The sequence below is a fragment of the Trinickia soli genome (assembly GCF_002879855.1).
In the GTDB taxonomy this organism is placed as follows: Bacteria; Pseudomonadota; Gammaproteobacteria; order Burkholderiales; family Burkholderiaceae; genus Trinickia; species Trinickia soli.
In genome coordinates, this window is record NZ_PNYB01000002.1 from 351,762 (window position 1) to 370,449 (window position 18,688).

The following is an 18,688-nucleotide window of genomic DNA, read 5'->3' on the forward strand; positions in this document are numbered from 1 at the left end:
TTCGCCATGTCGCAGGATGTTGAAACGGCGCACTTGTCTTCTCCTTCTCCGGCTTCCCCGCCGGCCTCGCCTTCCGCCGCATCCTCTGCGCGTTCGCCGCTGAGCTTGTCCTGGGTCGAGCGGCTCGTATCGATCGATACGACGAGCCGCGTCCCGAACATCGGCTTGATCGAAATGGTGCGTGACGCCCTGGCGACGCTGGGCATCGCCTCGACATTGACGCACGACGATCGGGGCCAATGGGCAAACCTGTTCGCGACGATCCCCGCACACGACGGTGCGACTCACGGCGGCGTCGTGCTGTCCGGTCATACCGATGTCGTCCCCGTTGACGGCCAGGCGTGGGACAGCGATCCGTTCAAGCCGCAGGTGCGCGAGGGTCGTCTGTACGGCCGCGGCACCTGCGATATGAAGGGCTTCATTGGCGCAGCACTCGCCCTCGTGCCCGAGATGCAGGCGACGCGGCTTGCCAAACCGATTCATCTCGCGCTTTCCTTCGACGAAGAAGTTGGCTGCACGGGTGCGCCCTACATGATCGCCGACTTGCAGCGGCGTGGGCTCACCCCCGAAGGCTGCATCGTCGGCGAGCCGACGAGCATGCGTCCGATCATTGCGCATAAGGGCATCAACGCTTACCGCTGTTGCGTACGTGGTCATGCAGCGCACTCGTCGCTGACGCCAAAGGGTTTGAACGCAATCGAGTACGCTGCGCGGCTGATTTGCCACATCCGCGACCTCGCCGACGAAATGCGTCGCGACGGCCCCTTCGACGAGTACTACGACGTGCCGTTCACGACGGCTCAAACCAGCACGATCGAAGGTGGCAACGCGATCAATACCGTGCCGGCCGAGTGCCGGTTCGGCTTCGAGTTCCGCAATCTGCCCACGCTCGATCCCGAGGCGGTATTCACACGCATCCAACGCTACGCGCACGAGACGCTGCTGCCGCAAATGCGGCGCGAACATCCGAACGCGGCCATCGAGTTCACCAAGATCGCCGCGGCGCCCGGTCTCGACGCCTCCGAGCAAGCCGCGATCACCGAACTCGTGCGCGCGCTGACGGCCAATCGCGAAACGCGCAAAGTTGCGTATGGCACCGAGGCGGGGCTGTTCGCGCGCGCCGGTGTGCCGAGCATCGTCTGCGGGCCTGGCGACATCGAGCAGGCGCACAAGCCCAACGAGTACGTGGAACTTGCGCAACTCGCGGCCTGCGAAGACTTCCTGCGCAAGTTCATCCACAGCATGTCGGTCGACGCGCACGCATAGCGCACAGCGATCGCCCTCTACCGAGGTGCCTCGAGCCATGTCTACCGCCATTCCGCAACCGACCAATCGCACGATCGATGCGGAGCCGATCCCGACGCTCGACGCGATCGCCACGCAGCACTTCGCGCTGACGCCCTGGGTGTTGCGCACGCCCGTGTTCGAGCGCCACGATTTTCCGTCGCTCGAAGGCACGGCGATCAACTTCAAGTTCGAATTGCTGCAAGCGAGCGGAACGTTCAAAGCGCGCGGCGCCTTCACGAATCTGCTCGCGCTCGACGCCGCGCAGCGCAGCGTCGGCGTGACCTGCGTCTCGGGCGGCAATCATGCGGCTGCCGTCGCCTACGCGGCGATGCGGCTCGGCGTCAGCGCGAAAGTCGTCGTCTTCCGCACGACGACACCGACGCGGATCGACTTGTGCAAACAGTATCGCGCCGAAGTCGTCGTGGCCGAGACGCCGGCGGAAGCGTTCGACATCGTGCGCCGCATCGAAGCCGAGGAAGGCCGTTTCTTCATCCATCCGTTCAACGGCTATCGAACCGTGCTGGGCACCGCCACGCTCGGCTACGAATGGGCCACGCAAACGCCCGACCTCGACGCCGTGATCGTGCCCATAGGCGGCGGCGGGCTTGCCGCCGGCGTCTCGACTGCCCTGCGCCTCGCCAACCCTCGCGTACATGTCTATGGTGTCGAGCCCGAAGGGGCCGATGCGATGGGCAAAAGCTTTGCCGCCAATCACACGATCAAAATGGGCGCGATGCATTCGATCGCCGATTCGCTGATGGCCCCGCACACGGAGCAATACAGCTACGAACTCTGTCGCCGCCATATCGATCGGCTGGTGACCGTCTCCGACGATGCGTTGCGCTCGGCCATGCTCAAGCTCTTCACGCAGTTGAAAATCGCGGTGGAGCCAGCCTGTGCAGCCGCCACCGCTGCGCTGCTCGGGCCGTTGCGCGAAACGCTGCAAGGCAGGCGCGTAGGCGTGCTGCTGTGCGGCTCGAATACCGATGCGGCCACCTTCGCAGCGCACGTCCAAAACGCGCAGGGATAAGGCACACGCTATGGAACTTATCCCCAGTTTTTGTTGACAGACCTGTTGATAAGCTTTGGGCGATCGCGCTAAGCGGTTGTACACACAACGATTTTTTTGGCGCGCCTTGTTCGTGACGGATCGGAGCAATCTCGCGCCCGCAAGGCCCGCATTCAGTCGCCATGTGCCTCGCGATAGACGGCAATGCCCTCCATCGGATCCATCGTTTCGCGCCAGGGAGCGCGTTCGAGCATGCGGCGGGTATCGTCATAGCCGGCGGTGCGGCGACGCGCGATCCCCGATGCGGAAAAGTCGATGTCCTTATGAAAATCGTCTTCGCCGAAACTCGGCGCATCAAGTTCGAGCACCTGCATGGTCGTGCCGCATCCCCACGCAAGAAGATCCTGAACGGCCTGCGTGTCGCGCATCGCCTCGGGAATGTATTGCTCCAGTTCGCGGATCACATGGCGCAGCCGATGAATCTGGCGCTGCCGCTCCAGGTGACTCTGCGCGCGGCTCGAATATTGGATGTCGCGCTGGCGCACCATGGCCTCGAGAATCGACTTGGGCTCGCGGCCCAACGCGGGCCAGAGCTGAACTGCGAAGATGACGGAACTGCGGCGCGGCCGATCGTCGAGCACAGCCTCGAGCGGCGTGTTCGAGTAGATGCCGCCATCCCAATACGACTCGCCATCGAGTTGTACCGAAGGAAACCCTGGCGGGAACGCAGCCGACGCCATCACATGGTCGACGCTGAGCGCCACGTCGCGATTCGTGAAGTAGCGCATCCGCGCATTGGCGACATGGACGGCGCCGACTGTCAACCGCACGGCACCGGTGTTGAGGTAGTCGAAATCGACGAGGTCGCGCAGCGTTTCGCGTAGCGGCCGTGTCGTATAAAACGACGCGAGCTCTCGCCCGAGCGGCGCTTGCACCCCCAGCCAGGCGAAGGGCGACGGGGTGAAGAACGTCGGGATGCCCTGAAGAAAAATCGAAGCGCGGCGCCACCAGTCGTCGAACGCCGGCAGCCATCCCGCCGTGGCACTGCGCGCCGCGACGCGCGACCAGAATGCGTCGAGTTGCGCGAGCCGCTCGCCGGGAGGGTTGCCGGCGATGATGGCACCGTTGACGGCGCCGATCGATGTGCCGATCACCCAGTCGGGCTCGATACCGGCTTCGTGCAGCGCCTCGTAGACGCCGACCTGATAAGCGCCGAGCGCCCCTCCGCCTTGCAGCACGAGCACGATCTGTCCGGGAATTCCGGCACGCGCCGCGCGCTCGCTCGCCACTCCGCTACGGACGCCGCTCGAATTGTCTTGCATTCGCCCCTCCGTCGTCTCTCGTCAATCCATCGACCAAGATACGCAGGCGAGCCATGTCTGGATGCGTCGCGCGGCGCCGTGCGTTACGGCCGGTTGTCCTCGAACAGATTCAGAATCTGCTTTTGCTCCTGCTTGGTCACATCGGGCGTCGCCAAGCCAGCCGGGCCGACCGTTCCGACTGCGTCGCTCGCCCCTGACCCTGCCAGCGCGCTACCGGAGTCGGTGCCAATGCTCGCGACAAAACCGTTGCCGGGCACGCGGTCGGCCATGTAGATTTCGCCGTCGACGGTGGCGACGCCCTCGGGCATCGGCATCGGCTGGTCCGGTACGCCGCGCAACGCACGGCTCATGTAGTCGACCCAGATCGGCAGCGCGAGCTGCGCGCCGAATTCGCGGCTTCCAAGGCTCTTCGGCTGATCGTAGCCCATCCAGGCTACGGCGACGAGCGTCGGCTGATAGCCGGCGAACCAACCGTCCTTCGCGTCATTCGTCGTACCCGTCTTGCCTGCAAGGTCGGAACGATGCAGCACGTTCGTGCCCGCGCCCGTGCCCGCCGTCGCGACCGAATGCAGCAGGCTGTTCATGATGTAGGCATTGGCGCCGCTGATCGTACGCGGCGCATTCTGCCCTGCCACGATCGGCTGCGCTTTCGACACCGGCTGGCCTCGCGCATCGTCCACTTCGGCGATCAGATAGGGATTGACGCGGTAGCCGCCGTTGGCGAACACCGAATAAGCCGCGGCCGATTGCAACGGCGTGACCAGCCCCGCGCCGAGCGCCATCGGCAGATACGGCGGCGTCTTGTCGGCATCGAAGCCAAACCGCTGCGTCACGTAGTCTTGCGCGTACTTCGTGCCGATGTACGACAGAATGCGGATCGAGACGAGGTTCTTCGATTTTTCGAGCGCGACGCGCATCGTCATCGGCCCTTCGGGCTGATCGTCGTCCTTCGGCTCCCACGGATCGCCGCCCGGCGTGCTGGGCGGGAAATACAGCGGCGCATCGTTGATGATCGTCGCCGGCGCGAGCCCCTTCTCGAGCGACGCGGAATAGATGAACGGCTTGAAACTCGAGCCGGGCTGACGCCACGCCTGCGTAACGTGATTGAACTTGTTCTTGTTGAAATCGAAGCCGCCCACGAGCGCACGCACGGCACCGTCTTGCGGGGCCAGCGAAACGAGCGCGCCTTCGACCTGCGGAAGCTGCGTGATCTGCCAGTTGCCCTTTGCATCGGGCATGAGGCGCACGATCGAGCCGACGCGAATACGCTGAGCCTGCGACGCGCGTGGTCCGAGCGCGAACGCCGCGAAACGCAGGCCTTCGCCCGTCACCTTCTCGATGCCGCCGTCGACGAGCTGCACCGTCAATTCTTTCGGGCTGGCGGCCGTCACGACACCGGCGACGAGTTCGCCGTCGTCGGGGTGATCGGCGAGCGCGTCGTCGATCGCTTCGTCGCGATCGTCGCCCGCAGCGGGCAGCTCGACGAACCCTTCGGGCCCGCGATAACCGTGACGGCGCTCATAGTCCATCACGCCCTTGCGCACAGCCCGATATGCAGCGTCCTGATCGGCCGAGTCGATCGTCGTCGTGACGGTCAGCCCGCGCGTATAGGTTTCGTCCTTGTACTGCGCATACATCATCTGCCGCACCATTTCGGCCACGTACTCGGCGTGAACGCTGTACTCCGTGCCCGCGGATTTCGTGTGAATCGGCTCCTTGACGGCCTCGTCGTACTGCGCCTGCGTGATGTACCCCAGTTCGAACATCCGCTTCAGGATGTATTCCTGGCGAATCTTCGCGCGCTTCGGATTGACCACCGGGTTGTAGGCCGATGGCGCCTTCGGCAGCCCGGCCAGCATCGCCGCCTCGGCGAGCGAGATGTTCTTCAGATCCTTGCCGAAGTACACGCGTGCGGCCGCCGCAAACCCGTACGCGCGCTCACCGAGATAAATCTGATTCATGTAGAGCTCGAGAATTTGATCTTTCGTGAGCGCCCGCTCGATTTTGTAGGCGAGCATCATTTCGTAGATCTTGCGCGTGTAGGTCTTTTCGCTCGACAGGAAGAAGTTGCGAGCCACCTGCATCGTGATCGTGCTCGCGCCTTGCGAGGCGCCGCCGTGCAACAGATCGGCCGTGCCGGCGCGCAGGATGCCGATGAAATCGACGCCGCCATGCTCATAGAAACGGTAATCCTCGATCGCGAGCACCGCCTTCTTCATCACATCGGGAATATCGGCAAAGCGGACCAGGCTGCGCCGCTCTTCGCCGAATTCGCCGATCAGCACGTGATCGGCGGTATAGACCCGCAGCGGCACCTTCGGGCGATAGTCGGTCAGCGCATCGAGCGAAGGCAACTGCGGCGCCATGACGATGAGCGCGTAACCGACGATCAACGCGCCGACCACGGCCGCGGTGGCAACGAGGCCCGCGAACGCCAGCACAATCCGGCCGCCGAGCGAACGGCTTGCGCTTCGGGGGCTTCGGTTGGCAGGTTGGGAGGGGACTCGGTCGTCGGCCGAGCGGCCATCGGAAGGTGGTCGTTTAATGATAGGCATGACGGCATGAATGGCGCGGCTCTCAGCGCCTCTTCGCCACGAGCGAAACCCGCAGCGTGACTCGCAATGTGTATGTGTAGTGGTCTGGCGGCCGTATCCGGCTCACCGCCGAGCGTGAAACAACAGCGCATTTTAACGAAATCGCCAAGCCGGCACGGGAATTTCTTTTGTAAGAATTGAATGCAGAGCGGCAACCCTGTCCGATAGTCGCAGGTTATCAACAGAAAATGTTGAAAGACCTGTGGAGAACCTGCAGAAAACGCGCATAAGTGCTTGATGGCGCACCAATATCGCGGCCGGGTGCGTTTGAGGGCAGCGCGTGCCGTCTTATGATGGAGGGCACCGTGGCGCCGGCCCTTTCCGCTTGTGCGCGCCGTACGACGTCTCCATGTTAGAGAGCCAACCATGAGCCAAAGCAGCGAACGTCTCGTCTTCTTCGTTACGCCCGCCCAAAAGCGCGTCCTCGCCGCCCGCGCCGAGCGCTTGGGCATCAGCCTGAGCGAACTCGTGCGGCGCGCCGTGCTCGCTTTTGACGAAACGGGTGAAGAAGTGCGAGCGGCGGGTCTCGTCGATCGGCTCGGCGCGGCGCGCAGTCAGATTGCCGAGAGCGACCGGCTGCGGCGCCTCGCGGCGGGCTCCGGCGTCGCGCCCGGACTCACGGGGCGCACGCTTGCGCCCCTGCAAACGGCCGATGAAGCAAGCGCCGCCGCTGCTGCTTCGCGCCGTTCCACGCCGGCTGAGCCGGCGACGTCGGGCCGGGACGACGAGGAGAACGAAAATGTCGCGCCCAGCTTGTCGGTAGCCGCCGCGGTGGCGCGAGCGCTGGCGACCGACGCCTGCACTCGCCCCGACGATCGGCCCGACGCCGACGACGAAGCGGTCGTCGCCCGCGCGATCGCCAATCAATCGGGCGATTTAAGCCGTTTTTAACGATACCCTGTTGTACTATCCGCGGGCGGCAAAAACGGGAAGCGATGACCGGGCAACTCTTGCAATCGGCCAGCGCGTCCCGACATTCGGCAAGCGCAACGCGCCGCCGACCCAGCGCCGCGCCGCCGGTTGCAACGCGGCGTAGCATGTAGGCACGGGCACCGCCCACCGCCATCCGCCCGCGTTCGGCGCCGATTTCAATTCACGGAGGTTTTCATGTCGTTATTCGACTCAATTTCGCGTACTGTCAAAGGCTTGCTCAACGATGCTGCCGATTCCGTGCAGGATCCTTCGCGCGACGCGCGCCAGATCGTGCGCGAGCTCGACGACAGCATCGGCAAAGCCGAAAACGCGCTGATCGAGATCGAGGCGCAGGTCGCCATGCAGCAGAGCAAGCACGACGCCGCTGCGGAAAAGGCGAAAAAGTATGAAGACGGCGCCAAACGCGCGCTGCAATCGGGGGATGAAGGACTCGCGCGCGAAGCGCTGGCCGCCCAAGCGAATGCCGAGGCGGAACGCGACGCGCTGGCCAAGGAACTCGCCACGCTCGAACCTTCCGTCGATCAGCTCAAAAGCCAGATCGCCGACATGCGCCAGCGCCGCAATGACCTCAACGCCCGCTCGAATATCCTGCAAGCGAAGCAGGAAATCGCTCAGGCGAAGGACGTCGCCGCCACCGCGCTGGGTGGCATCGGCGGCAAGAATCTGTCGGAAGACTTCCGCAAGCTCGAGGACAAGGTCGCGCTCTCGAACGCGCGCTCCGACGCGCGGTTGAACTCGGCCGATACGTCGTCGGGCAAGGCGCTCGAGGACAAGCTCGCGGCGCTCGACCGCGGCCCGACGGTCGAAGATCGGCTCGAGGCCCTCAAGAAGCAGATGAGCACGAATACGCCCGCGCAATGACGTAAGGCAACGCGTTGCGCCAAGCCATGCCGAGCGGTCGGAGCAGCCAGGCGCACGCAGACTGAAACAGGTCGATGGTTATGGAGACGGGCGTTCGCGCCCGGTGGATTCAATGAAAACATTCCTCGCGGCTGTGGGCGCCACACTGCTCTTTGCGTCGAGCGCGGTGTTCGCCGCGCCGAGCGCTCAGCAGGTCGAACGCGCCATGGCGCAAGGCAATTGGCAGCAAGCCGATGCCGAGCTCACGCAGGTGCTCGCGGACCATCCGAACAACGCGCACGCCCACTACCTTTACGGCCAGGTGCTCGCCAACGAAGGCCGCAACGCCGAAGCGCTGGCGCAGATCGAGCAGGCCAAAACGCTCGATCCGCAGATCCGTTTCACGAACCCCGCCCGCTTCGCGCAAGTGGAAGCGCGCATGCGCGCAGCCGCCAATCGCGCAGGGACGCCGGCGCCGGCCCCGACGGCGCACAGCGCGGCCAACCCGTTCGTGCAGGCGCTGCCTTCTACGCCCGCTCCCAAGCATCACGGCCCGTCGATGGCCGCGTGGATCGGCTTGGCGGTGCTGATCGTGGCGATCGTCCTGATCCTGCGCTGGACGCTTCGGCGTGCCCGTTCGAACGAGGACGGCCGTGCCGACGAAGAACGCCGTGCGCAGTTGAAGCGCGCGACCGACTTGCTCAATGCGGCCCGCTCGCTCAAGCTGGACGCGCGTCTATCCACTTCGCAAGGCCATGAAACGCTCGCCAGCGAAGTCGAAAGCGTCGAGAACCAGCTGCGCGCGCTGGTCGAGTTGTTGTCGAACAACGGCAACCCGGTGCCGGCCTACCAGCTCGACGATCTGGCGCGCCAGCTCGATAGCTTGCGCGCACGGACCGAAGGGCGGCCCGATCCCAATGCGCAAGCCCCCGGCGCGGGCCCGTCGGCCTATGCGCAGGAAGCCGAGCGCCTGCAGCAACAACAAGCGCCGTACGGCATGCAACCGCCCTATCCGACCCAACAGCAACCGCCGGTTATCGTTCAGCAAGGCGGTGGCGGCATGGGCGGCATGGGCGGTCTGCTGACGGGCGTGCTGCTCGGCGAGGCCCTCTCGCATGGCCGCGACCGTGTGATCGAGCGCGACGTCATCGTCGATGACGATGAAGCGCGCCGCCGCACCGCGGAACGGGACAATTCGGGCGGCGTCGATTTCGGCCAAGGTTCGAACGACTGGAACGACGACAGCGGCGGCGGTGGCGGCGTCGACTTCGGCAACGACGACTCGGGCGGCTGGAGCGATACCTGAGCGTGGCACGTTCTTGCAAGATCCCGCTGCGCGTCGCGATCATCGGCAGCGGGTTCGCCGGCATCGGCATGGCGATTCGGCTGAGGCAGATGGGCGTCGCCTCCTTGACGGTCTACGAGGCAGCCGCCGGGATCGGCGGCACGTGGCGCGACAACGACTATCCGGGCGCTGCCTGCGACATTCCCTCCCACCTGTATTCGTTCTCGTTCGCCCCGAACCCCTCGTGGACGCGCACGTTCGGTCCGCAGCCGGAAATCCTCGCGTATCTCAAACAGTGCGCGCGCGATTACGGCCTTGAACCGTCGATTCGTTGCAATGCGCGCGTCGCGGCGGCGCGCTTCGACGATGACGCTCGCGTATGGCGACTCGATATCGTGACGACCGGAACCACGGCCGGCGATGCGGCCGCCGTTCCGGCCCGCGAGACGGTTGAAGTCGATATCGTCATCGCGGGCAGTGGTCCGCTCTCGCGGCCGGCTCTACCTCGCATCGACGGCATCGATCGGTTTCGAGGCGCGCTCTTTCACTCGGCGCGCTGGGATCACACGTATCCGCTCGAAGGCAAGACGGTGGCCGTCATCGGCACCGGTGCGAGCGCCGTCCAGTTCATTCCGCGCATTGCGCCTACCGTCGCGCAGTTGCATGTCTTCCAACGCACGCCGCCGTGGATCATGCCGCGGCCCGACCGGGCGATCGGCCCGCGCGCGCAGCGCATCTTTCGTCTGCTGCCGCTTGCGCAGCGGCTTGCCCGTTGGTCGGTGTATTGGCGTCACGAAGCCCGCGCGCTCGCTTTCATCGTCAATCCCAAATGGATGAAAGCGCCCATGCGCTTCGCCGCCAGCTACCTCGAGCGCCGCGTGCCGGACCCGGCGCTGCGCGCGAAGCTCAAGCCCGATTACCTGCTCGGCTGCAAGCGCGTGCTGTTATCGAGCGATTACTACCCTGCCCTCACGCAACCGAACGTCGGGGTCGTGACCACACCGATACGGGAAATTGTCGCAGATGGCCTCGTGACCGAGGACGGCCGGCATTATCGCGTCGACGCGATCATTTGCGGCACGGGCTTCGACGTGGCGGACGCAGGCGCGCCATTCCCCGTCACCGGCACGGGCGGAACGGACCTCGACGCGCGCTGGCGCAGTGCGGGGCCGCAAGCCTATCTCGGTACGAGCATTGCAGGTTTCCCGAATTTCTTCATGATGCTCGGCCCGAATACCGGACTCGGCCACAATTCGATGGTCTACATGATCGAGGCCCACATCGCCTATATCGCCAGTTGCGTGCGCCTGTTGGCCGAGCGCGGCGTACGCACGATGGAAGTTCGCGCCGAAGTGCAGGACGTCTTCAACGAGCGCCTGCAGCGGGCCTTCAGAGGGACGGTCTGGATGAGCGGCTGCCGCAGTTGGTACTTGTCCAACAGCGGCAGGAACACGGTGCTGTGGCCCGGCTTCACGTTTGTCTTCCGGCGGCTCACGCGTCGCCTGCGGGTTGCCGATTATCGACTGATCCCGTAGCGGCAAGCGGCCGGCGTCGACAAGCGCCGGCCGGCCCGAATGAAACGCTGTCGGTTCAGCCGGCGAGCGCCGGTTCCGCCGCCAGCGGCGCGTGGGCGCGACGAGCCGTCAAAGCGCCCTGTTCGTGCTCGATCCCGCGCGTTTCTACGCGGAAAGCGGCAACCGCCGCGTCGAGTTGCGCCGCCTGTTCCTGGAGCGAAGCTGCCGCCGCGGCTGCCTGTTCGACCAGCGCGGCGTTTTGCTGCGTGACCGAATCCATCTGGACGACGGCGAGGTTGATCTGCTCGATGCCCGTCGACTGCTCGCCCGAAGCCGCACTGATCTTGCCGATGATGTCCGTCACGCGATGCACCGCAGCCACGACCTGATCCATCGTTTTGCCGGCTCGACCGACGAGCGCGCTGCCGGTCTGCACCTTGTCGGCCGATGCCGCAATCAGCGATTTGATCTCCTTGGCCGCGCTCGCGCTGCGCTGGGCGAGGCTGCGCACTTCGCCCGCCACGACCGCGAAGCCACGGCCCTGTTCGCCGGCGCGCGCCGCTTCGACGGCCGCATTCAACGCGAGGATGTTGGTCTGGAACGCGATGCCTTCGATGACGCCGATGATGTCGCCGATCTGATTCGAACTCGACGCTATGTCGTCCATCGTGCGCACGACATCGCCCACGACTTCGCCACCGCGCGTGGCCGTATCCGACGCATCGCGGGCGAGACCGCTCGCTTCGATCGCATGCTCGGCGTTGAGCTTTACCGTCGCCGTCAACTGCTCCATGCTGGAGGCCGTTTCCTGCAGCGATGCGGCCTGCTGCTCCGTGCGTTGCGACAGATCGGCGTTGCCCGTCGCGATTTCGCGGGCACCGTGCATGATCGCCTCGGACCCCGTGCGAACACGCGAAACGGTCGCGACAAGCGCGGTCTGCATGCGCTGAAGGGCGACCAGCAGCCGCCCCATTTCGTTATTGCTTTTGGCGACGATCGCACCCGTCAAATCACCCTCCGCAATGCGTTCGAAATGGCGAATGACGGTGTCGATCGGTCGAACCACGGCCGAGACGAGCGCGGCGCGCGCAAACAGCCCGATGACGAACGCGATCGCGGCGATGATGGCCGCCGCTGTCGCCAACGTGTGGAAGACGGACTGCGACGCGGCGTAACGCGCTTCCTGGTGTGCGACCTGCAGCGCCTCGAGCTCGTTGATGGCGGTTTCGTAGCGCGCGTAGAGCTCGTTCGCGGTCTGCCCCTGCAACGTGCGGAACGTATTGAAGTCGTTCTGTTCGAGCGCTTGAAACTCAGGGGTGATGGCCTGCTGCACGAGCGCAGTGCGCGCGGTCGTGACAGCGTCCGCCAGGCGCGATTCGTTTTCGTCGCGCGGCTTCTTGAGATAATCGGCCCATTGCGCGTCGCTCTCTTTGAGCACGCCATGCGCTTTCGGCAGCAAGTCGTCGCCGGCCTTGCCCATCGAGAACAAGGTCTCGTAGCTGCCTAGCGCGAGGCGCACTTGAAGCATCCGCTCGGAGCTCGTCTTCAGATGCGTGAGCGCGGCCGTATCGGTCGCATACATCTGCTGAAGCGCGTCGTTGCTTTTCTTTAAGCCCAACATGCCGGCGGCCATCGCCGCCATCAAAGCGAGCGTATAGCCCGCGATCGTGAGCGTAAGCCCGCCGCGAATCGTAAAGCGTTTAAGCATGGCATCGTCGTGCGCGCTTGTGCGCAAGCGTGGCACGACTCCCTCCGTGGTGGTGGTGAAGCGCGCACATACGGCTCTCTTACGGAGCGTCGGATGGACCCGGCCTGCTGCGAGAGGTCTGATCGGGCGCGTCGTGCGTGCGAAGGTTCTCGCGCAATCTAAGGGTTTCGGGACGATTGCGCAATGGCTGGAAGCACTATCGTCATACTATCGTCATCCCCTATGAAGCCGCGCGCCGCGCCGTCCGTAAACACAAAGGAGAGGCCGCCAGCCGGTCGTTTTTCCGCGCATCGGCGTAAGTTCTGTGTAAGCAAACCTCGCTAGATATTGCGGTACCCGCGGCCCACGCTTGGCGGCGATCGACAACCACGAACATCACAAACCAATGCGCGCGGGCTCGAGTGCGGGTTCGCGACAGGAGACCCAAATGCGTTTGACCTTGCGCCGCCCCCGGCGCGCGCGTTCGCTCGTGGCGGACGTCGCGGCACAAGCGGGAAAACTCGGCATAGAGATTTGCGATGTGGCGGGCCATGTCGAGGAAGTCGCGAGTCGCGTCGCCCTGCACGCCAACGTCTGCCGCTCGTTGCGGGATTCGGCCTCGGTGACGATGCAAGGCAATCACCGTATTGCGGAAGCCGCACGTCAAGTGCGCGTCGTCAGTCGGGAGGCATCGAACGCCGTCGAGCAGTCGCGGCAAACGCTCGACGCGTCGCTTGCCGATATTCACGGGCTCGTCGAAGGCGTGACGGGCATCGCCGCGCAAATCGAAGCGCTGCGCGAGGCGCTCGATCACGTGAGCACCGTGTCCGAAGAGATTTCGTTGATCGCGCGCCAGACGCATCTGCTCGCGATCAACGCCGCGATCGAGGCCGCACGCGCCGGCGAATCGGGCAAGAGCTTCGCCGTCGTCGCGGCCGAAGTCAAAAACCTATCGGGCAAGACGGCGCAGGCCACGTCGCAAATCGAAGCGACGCTGGCCCGTCTGACCCGGCAGACCGAGCAACTCATCGCCGACGGCACCGAAAACACGGCCCGCGCGCATCGCGTGAAAGAAGGTTCGGCCACGATCGGCGGCATTGTGCAATCGACCGGCACGGCCATCAACCAGTTGCATGAAGAAGCCGAGCAGATCGCCACGCTGACCGACGACATTGAGACACAGTGTCACCATCTCGAAGAACGCGTGGGCGAGATGGCAAGCGGCGTCGAGCAATCGAGCGAGAACTTCCAACAAGCCAAAGATCGCCTGGCCAGCCTGCTGACCGTGTCCGAGACGCTGATCGAACTGACGGCGGCGGCCGGCGTCGAGACCCCGGACACACGCTTCATCGACGCGGCGCAACGCACAGCCGCCTTGATCGGCCGACGTTTCGAGCAAGCGCTCGCGCGCGGCGAGATCACCGAGGCGGCGCTGTTCGACGCGCACTATGCGCCGATCCCGGGCACCGACCCGCAGCAGTTCATGACGCAGTTCACCGCATTTACCGATCGCGTGCTGCCCGAGATGCAAGAGCCGTTGCTTGCGCTCGACGAGCGCGTCGCGTTTTGCGCCGCCGTCGACGTGCGCGGTTATCTGCCGACGCACAATCGCAAGTTCTCGCAGCCGCCGCGGCCCGGCGACGCGGTCTGGAATGCGGCCAACTGCCGGAACCGGCGCATCTTCAACGATCGTACGGGCCTCGCGGCGGCCAGCCACACGAAGCCGTTCGTGCTGCAGACTTACCGGCGCGACATGGGCGGCGGCGCGTTCGCCATGATGAAGGATGCGTCGGCGCCGATCTTCGTTCATGGCCGGCATTGGGGTGGCCTGCGGCTCGCCTATAAGAGCTGACAGAACTGGCGAAGGCAGCGAACCAAAAATCCTCCCGCATCGAACTGCCGTTCGCTATCATGGCCGCGATGGCATGCGCCTTGCGCCGCTCGATTCGTTTGCCAGATACCCCGTCAAGCCAGGAGGAAAAAGAACTATGGGCATCGTCAAGGATTTCAGGGAGTTCGCGGTCAAAGGCAACGTGATGGATCTCGCCGTCGGCGTCATCATCGGCGGTGCGTTTTCGACGATCGTCACTTCGATCGTCAAGGACCTCATCATGCCGATCGTCGGCGTCGCCACGGGCGGTCTGGACTTCTCGAACAAGTTCATTCGCCTCGGCGATATTCCGCCCTCGTTCAAAGGCAACCCCGATTCGTTCAAGGATCTGCAAACGGCCGGCGTGGCCGTGTTTGGCTACGGCTCGTTCATCACGGCCGTCATCAACTTCGCCATCCTTGCGCTGATCGTCTTCGCGATCGTCAAGTTCATGAATTCGTTGCGCCGGACCGAGGCCGCGCCCGCCGAGCCGCCGCCGCCGCCGGAAGAGGTCGTGTTGCTGCGCGAAATCCGCGACGCGCTCAAACAGCGCTGAACGACGCCCGGGCGGCTTCAGGTTGAACTGGTGACCTGGCCGGCCGATCGTGGCTCGCTGCCCTGCGCTTTCCTTTCCGCCGCTCGTTGTATCAGCACCTCGAGCTGTGAAAAGTTCACCGGCTTGGTGAGGTGCGCCGTGAACCCGGCCGCGAGGCAGCGCCGTATGTCTTCGTCAGATCCATAGCCCGTCAACGCAATGGCCGGCACCTGCGAGTGCCGCCGCACCGAACTGACGAAATCGAGGCCGGTACCGTCCGGCAAGCCTACGTCGCTCACGATGAGATCAAACGTGCGTGCCCGTGTGGCCGCGAGCGCTTCGGCCACCGACGCTGCCACCGCCACGTCATGGCCGAGCGAACGCATCAGGTGCGCCATCACGTCGGCCGTATCGATGTGATCTTCGACCAGCAGGATCGCGATACGCTCGTCGGCCGCTGCCTGCGCCGAGACGGCCGGCACGGGCTCGACCGCGGGCGCGGAAGTCGTCGGCAGCGCGATCGTAAACGTTGCCCCGCAATGAGGCCCGGGGCTGCGCGCGCTCACCGTGCCGCCATGCGCATCGGTCAATGCCTTCGTAATCGCCAAGCCCAAGCCGAGACCGCCGAACTGTTGTGTCATGCGCTGGCTGCCCTGCTCGAACGCGTTGAACAACTTGCCGATTTGCTCGGGCGCGATCCCGATGCCCGTGTCTTCGATTTCCACCTCGATACGCATGCGTGCATCGCGCGTGCGCACGTAGATGTGCCCGCCGTCGGGCGTGAACTTCGCTGCGTTGCGCACCAGGTTCCAGAGCATCTGCTGCAATCTTGCCGGGTCGGCCAGCACGTAGTGATTCGCGGCCGCTTTTTCGATATGGACGTCGAGTGCCTTGACTTGGATCTCGGCATGAAAAAGTTCGAGGACACTGTCGATCACGTCGTGCACATCGACCGTCTCGAGCGCAAGCCTGAGTTTGCCGTTCGCCACGCGCGTCAGGTCGAGCAGGTCGTCGATCAGGCGCGCCTCCAGTTCGATGTTGCGGCGAATCATCTTGACGCTCGACTGCGCGGCCGCCGGTAGGCCCGGAATCGTTTCCAGCACGCGCGTGCCGATCAGCACCGGCGTGAGCGGTGTGCGCAGCTCGTGCGACAGCATAGCGAGGAATCGATCTTTCGCGCGGTTGGCCTCCTCGGCTGTCTGGCGCGCGCATTGTTCGGCGGTCAGCAGACGTTCGCGCTCCTCCATCGCCTCGCGTTGAGATTGGATATCGGTGCAACTCGCGAACCACTTGCCGACGCCCCCGCTTGCATCGCGCACGGCCGCAATACGCATGTCGAACCAGCGGTAGGTCCCATCAGCGGCGCGCAACCGCAATTCATGGCGGTGATCCGCGCCCGCGGCGCCCGTAACGGCGTCCAGCCACGAGCGACGCAGCGCATCGCGATCGTCGGGATGCACCGCATCCAGCCAGCCGAGCCCACGCGAAGCCGCTTCATCGAGCCCCGTGTAGCCATACCACTGCTTCGAAAAGAAATCGCACTCCCCTTGCGCATTGCTCGTAAATACGAGGTGCGGCAACGCCTCCGACAAGCTGCGGTAATGCGCCTCACGATCGCGCAGCAAGAGCGCTTCGGCCGATGCGCGCTGCAAGCGGACCTGGGTCAATACACGCTCGACCGCTTCGGGCAGATAGTCGAGGTAGCCGCCGGACTTTGGCACGACGTCCGACACGCCCGCCCGCAGCGCCTCGATCACGCGCGATTCGTCCGTGAAGCCCGTGACGAGAATGGCCGGCAATGTCACGCCCTCGGTGCGCAGGCGGCGAAAGAAATCGAGCCCCGTCTCGGCGCTGTCGAGCTGATAGTCGAGCACGAGCATGTCGGGAGCGTCCGCGGCGAGTTGCGCGTGCGCCGCCCTGGCGCTCGAATAGGCGAATACGCGGCAGCCCGCGCGCTCGAGCGACTTGCGCGCGAGCCGCAAAATGCCTTCGTCGTCATCGACGACGAGCACGCGGGCGGAATCCTGGCGAGATACGTCGGTCATGCTCACTTTTGACTTATGCAGCGTAGGGCCTGACGGATCAGGTCATTCGCAACGGCTGTTCGGGCAACGTCACGTAGAAGGTCGAACCGACACCCTCCATCGATTCGACCCATGCCCGCCCGCCATGTCGTTCGGTCACGCGACGCACGAGCGCAAGCCCGATACCGTCCCCTTTGGCGCGATCGCCGTGCAGCCGCTGAAAGGCGCTGAACATCTTCGGCATGCATGCATCGGGAATGCCGAGGCCGTTGTCGCGCACGTAGTATGTTCGCATTCTAGGCGCTCGTTCGCCGTCGTCGCGCGGCGGCTGGTCCAACGTGCCGATTTCAATGCGGCCAGGGCGCGACGTATCGAGATAGTTGACGGCGTTACCGATCAGATTGGCAAAGATCTGCTCGATCGCCGTTGGGTCGCCCCATACGGGGGGCAGTTCGCCAACCGATACGGTTGCGTTGCGTTCGACGATCGCCTGATGCAGCGATTCGACGACGCGGGCCACGGCCCGTGCCACGCTCACGCGCTGCCACTGGTACTCCAGCCGGCCCGCGCGCGAAATCCGCAGCAGTGCGTCGATGATCGACGCCGAGCGCGCCACGGCGGTGCGCAAAAAGTGCAGCGCTTCGCTGAGATTGCCGTCGAGCACGCGCGTGATCCGGGCGCGCTCCGCCTCGGGCAACCGCGTCGCATCGAGCATCGTGCGCAGTTCATCGCACGACACTTGCAGCTCGCGCGAGAAACCTTGCAGGTTCACCAGCGGTGAGCGCAGATCGTGCGACACGCTGTAAATGAACATGTCGTTGTCCTGCTTTTGTTGACGCAGATTATCATTCACCTGCGTCAATTCCTGAGCCCGCGTTTCGAGCGTCGCCTGCAGCGTCGCCTGATCGTGTTCGGCTTCCGTGAGCCGCACGCTCGTACGGTGCAGCGCCGCGTCGAGTTGCGCGAGTTCGTCGTTGCCGGCCAAGGGCGCCCCTAGCGCCTGCGAACGCCCGAGGCGTTGCGCGTTTGCGGTCAGCGTGCGCAACCGCCGCCCGATATTGCCGGCAAAGGCAAGCGCCGCGATCGCCCAGATCAGCATCGAGCCCACGATTGCCGCGATCAGCGCATATCGCTGCTGCTCGCGCGTCGCGGCAAGCTCCGCGCTGCGCTCGGCGTCGAGTCGCGACTCGTCCGCGACAAATGCGCCGAGTTCATCGCGAAATGCTCGAATCGGCGCCGGCAGCGGCGAGCTGTCGAGCGACACGTACTGCATGCGCTGCTCGTCGTGCAGCGCGGCAAATACGCGGTCTGTCTGGGTACGGTAATCGTTGACGGCTTCGCGCATACGCCGCACGCGCTCGATCTGCAGCGGGTCGTCGGCAACGAGTTTTTCGAGCCGCGACAGCCGATCGCCGAGATCGACCCAGACGACATGCCGGTCGACAAAGGAAGGGTCGCCCACGATGAGACCCGCACGCACGCGCACCGCCTCCCGCAGCAAGGGATCGACGATCGCCGACGCCTGATAGAGCACCTGCTTGCTATGCGAGGCCCATTGCGCCGCTCGTGTGGCCTGCTCCTGCGTCTTCGACAGCATGCCAACGAGCGCGAGCTCGATCAAGCTCGGCACGGCAATCAGCAGCAGGCCCTTGGTGAATAGTTTCATGCGTCCTTGGCGGCATCCATCGGGTCGCGCACCTCGTGCGTGCCGCACCGTATAGCCTGGAGGGCGGCACGGCGCTTGCATCGCACGGCGTGCAAACGTGAAACCGGACCATTATCGGTGCT

At 64.7% G+C, this 18,688-nt stretch carries 13 protein-coding genes; 8 read left to right on the forward strand and 5 right to left on the reverse strand.

The window, feature by feature from the left end; translation table 11 throughout:
- Positions 1-6: 6 nt before the first annotated feature.
- Together argE and C0Z19_RS03890 are read left to right on the forward strand one after the other, a co-directional pair.
- Entirely contained in the window at positions 7-1,266 is a 1,260-nt protein-coding gene (argE, locus tag C0Z19_RS03885; RefSeq protein WP_102608457.1) for an acetylornithine deacetylase, read from the forward strand.
- A 37-nt stretch (positions 1,267-1,303) separates the two neighbouring features.
- The gene (locus C0Z19_RS03890) at positions 1,304-2,317 is read left to right on the forward strand and encodes a threonine/serine dehydratase family protein (protein WP_102608458.1); all 1,014 of its coding nucleotides are present in this window, start codon (positions 1,304-1,306) and stop codon (positions 2,315-2,317) included.
- 152 nt (positions 2,318-2,469) lie between these two features.
- Here the strand turns inward: C0Z19_RS03890 and C0Z19_RS03895 are convergent, their stop codons facing one another.
- A complete protein-coding gene (locus C0Z19_RS03895) occupies positions 2,470-3,618 on the reverse strand; it encodes a patatin-like phospholipase family protein (protein WP_102608459.1) in 1,149 nt (382 codons plus the stop codon).
- A gap of 83 nt (positions 3,619-3,701) precedes the next feature.
- Positions 3,702-6,173 (reverse strand): penicillin-binding protein 1A, encoded by a 2,472-nt coding sequence (locus C0Z19_RS03900; RefSeq protein WP_102608460.1) that lies wholly within the window; start codon positions 6,171-6,173, stop codon positions 3,702-3,704.
- A 405-nt stretch (positions 6,174-6,578) separates the two neighbouring features.
- On the opposite strand from C0Z19_RS03900, the gene C0Z19_RS03905 reads away from it, so the two are divergent.
- The 4 genes from C0Z19_RS03905 to C0Z19_RS03920 all read left to right on the forward strand — a co-directional run bounded on the left by C0Z19_RS03905 (position 6,579) and on the right by C0Z19_RS03920 (position 10,805).
- Positions 6,579-7,103, forward strand: coding sequence for a hypothetical protein (locus C0Z19_RS03905; protein WP_102608461.1), 525 nt, complete (start codon positions 6,579-6,581; stop codon positions 7,101-7,103).
- 216 nt (positions 7,104-7,319) lie between these two features.
- Positions 7,320-8,006 (forward strand): PspA/IM30 family protein, encoded by a 687-nt coding sequence (locus tag C0Z19_RS03910; RefSeq protein WP_102608462.1) that lies wholly within the window; start codon positions 7,320-7,322, stop codon positions 8,004-8,006.
- Between the two features lie 112 nt (positions 8,007-8,118).
- Positions 8,119-9,291 (forward strand): tetratricopeptide repeat protein, encoded by a 1,173-nt coding sequence (locus tag C0Z19_RS03915; RefSeq protein ID WP_102608463.1) that lies wholly within the window; start codon positions 8,119-8,121, stop codon positions 9,289-9,291.
- A gap of 68 nt (positions 9,292-9,359) precedes the next feature.
- Complete coding sequence (locus C0Z19_RS03920) at positions 9,360-10,805, forward strand: flavin-containing monooxygenase (RefSeq protein WP_102608538.1); 1,446 nt, start codon at positions 9,360-9,362, stop codon at positions 10,803-10,805.
- Between the two features lie 55 nt (positions 10,806-10,860).
- On the opposite strand, the gene C0Z19_RS03925 is transcribed toward C0Z19_RS03920, so the two are convergent.
- The gene (locus tag C0Z19_RS03925; protein ID WP_102608539.1) at positions 10,861-12,492 is read right to left on the reverse strand and encodes a methyl-accepting chemotaxis protein; all 1,632 of its coding nucleotides are present in this window, start codon (positions 12,490-12,492) and stop codon (positions 10,861-10,863) included.
- Between the two features lie 427 nt (positions 12,493-12,919).
- On the opposite strand from C0Z19_RS03925, the gene C0Z19_RS03930 reads away from it, so the two are divergent.
- Complete coding sequence (locus C0Z19_RS03930; protein WP_233195986.1) at positions 12,920-14,323, forward strand: methyl-accepting chemotaxis protein; 1,404 nt, start codon at positions 12,920-12,922, stop codon at positions 14,321-14,323.
- Between the two features lie 136 nt (positions 14,324-14,459).
- Positions 14,460-14,897: a large conductance mechanosensitive channel protein MscL gene (mscL, locus tag C0Z19_RS03935; RefSeq protein WP_102608465.1), complete on the forward strand. Its 438-nt coding sequence runs from the start codon at positions 14,460-14,462 to the stop codon at positions 14,895-14,897.
- A 17-nt stretch (positions 14,898-14,914) separates the two neighbouring features.
- On the opposite strand, the gene C0Z19_RS03940 is transcribed toward mscL, so the two are convergent.
- The gene (locus C0Z19_RS03940) at positions 14,915-16,921 is read right to left on the reverse strand and encodes a hybrid sensor histidine kinase/response regulator (protein WP_102608466.1); all 2,007 of its coding nucleotides are present in this window, start codon (positions 16,919-16,921) and stop codon (positions 14,915-14,917) included.
- A 37-nt stretch (positions 16,922-16,958) separates the two neighbouring features.
- Positions 16,959-18,566, reverse strand: coding sequence for a sensor histidine kinase (locus tag C0Z19_RS03945; RefSeq protein WP_102608467.1), 1,608 nt, complete (start codon positions 18,564-18,566; stop codon positions 16,959-16,961).
- Positions 18,567-18,688: the final 122 nt, after the last annotated feature.

What these genes read in the sequence shown, in the direction of transcription:
- C0Z19_RS03910 (WP_102608462.1), top strand. Translation starts at nt 7,320, where the DNA reads ATGTCGTTATTCGACTCAATTTCGCGTACTGTCAAAGGCTTGCTCAAC.
- C0Z19_RS03920 (WP_102608538.1), top strand. Translation starts at nt 9,360, where the DNA reads ATGGCGATTCGGCTGAGGCAGATGGGCGTCGCCTCCTTGACGGTCTAC.
- mscL (WP_102608465.1), top strand. Translation starts at nt 14,460, where the DNA reads ATGGGCATCGTCAAGGATTTCAGGGAGTTCGCGGTCAAAGGCAACGTG.
- C0Z19_RS03915 (WP_102608463.1), top strand. Translation starts at nt 8,119, where the DNA reads ATGAAAACATTCCTCGCGGCTGTGGGCGCCACACTGCTCTTTGCGTCG.
- C0Z19_RS03905 (WP_102608461.1), top strand. Translation starts at nt 6,579, where the DNA reads ATGAGCCAAAGCAGCGAACGTCTCGTCTTCTTCGTTACGCCCGCCCAA.
- C0Z19_RS03945 (WP_102608467.1), bottom strand. Translation starts at nt 18,566, where the DNA reads ATGAAACTATTCACCAAGGGCCTGCTGCTGATTGCCGTGCCGAGCTTG.
- C0Z19_RS03900 (WP_102608460.1), bottom strand. Translation starts at nt 6,173, where the DNA reads ATGCCTATCATTAAACGACCACCTTCCGATGGCCGCTCGGCCGACGAC.
- C0Z19_RS03925 (WP_102608539.1), bottom strand. Translation starts at nt 12,492, where the DNA reads ATGCTTAAACGCTTTACGATTCGCGGCGGGCTTACGCTCACGATCGCG.
- C0Z19_RS03890 (WP_102608458.1), top strand. Translation starts at nt 1,304, where the DNA reads ATGTCTACCGCCATTCCGCAACCGACCAATCGCACGATCGATGCGGAG.
- C0Z19_RS03895 (WP_102608459.1), bottom strand. Translation starts at nt 3,618, where the DNA reads ATGCAAGACAATTCGAGCGGCGTCCGTAGCGGAGTGGCGAGCGAGCGC.
- C0Z19_RS03930 (WP_233195986.1), top strand. Translation starts at nt 12,920, where the DNA reads ATGCGTTTGACCTTGCGCCGCCCCCGGCGCGCGCGTTCGCTCGTGGCG.
- C0Z19_RS03940 (WP_102608466.1), bottom strand. Translation starts at nt 16,921, where the DNA reads ATGACCGACGTATCTCGCCAGGATTCCGCCCGCGTGCTCGTCGTCGAT.
- argE (WP_102608457.1), top strand. Translation starts at nt 7, where the DNA reads ATGTCGCAGGATGTTGAAACGGCGCACTTGTCTTCTCCTTCTCCGGCT.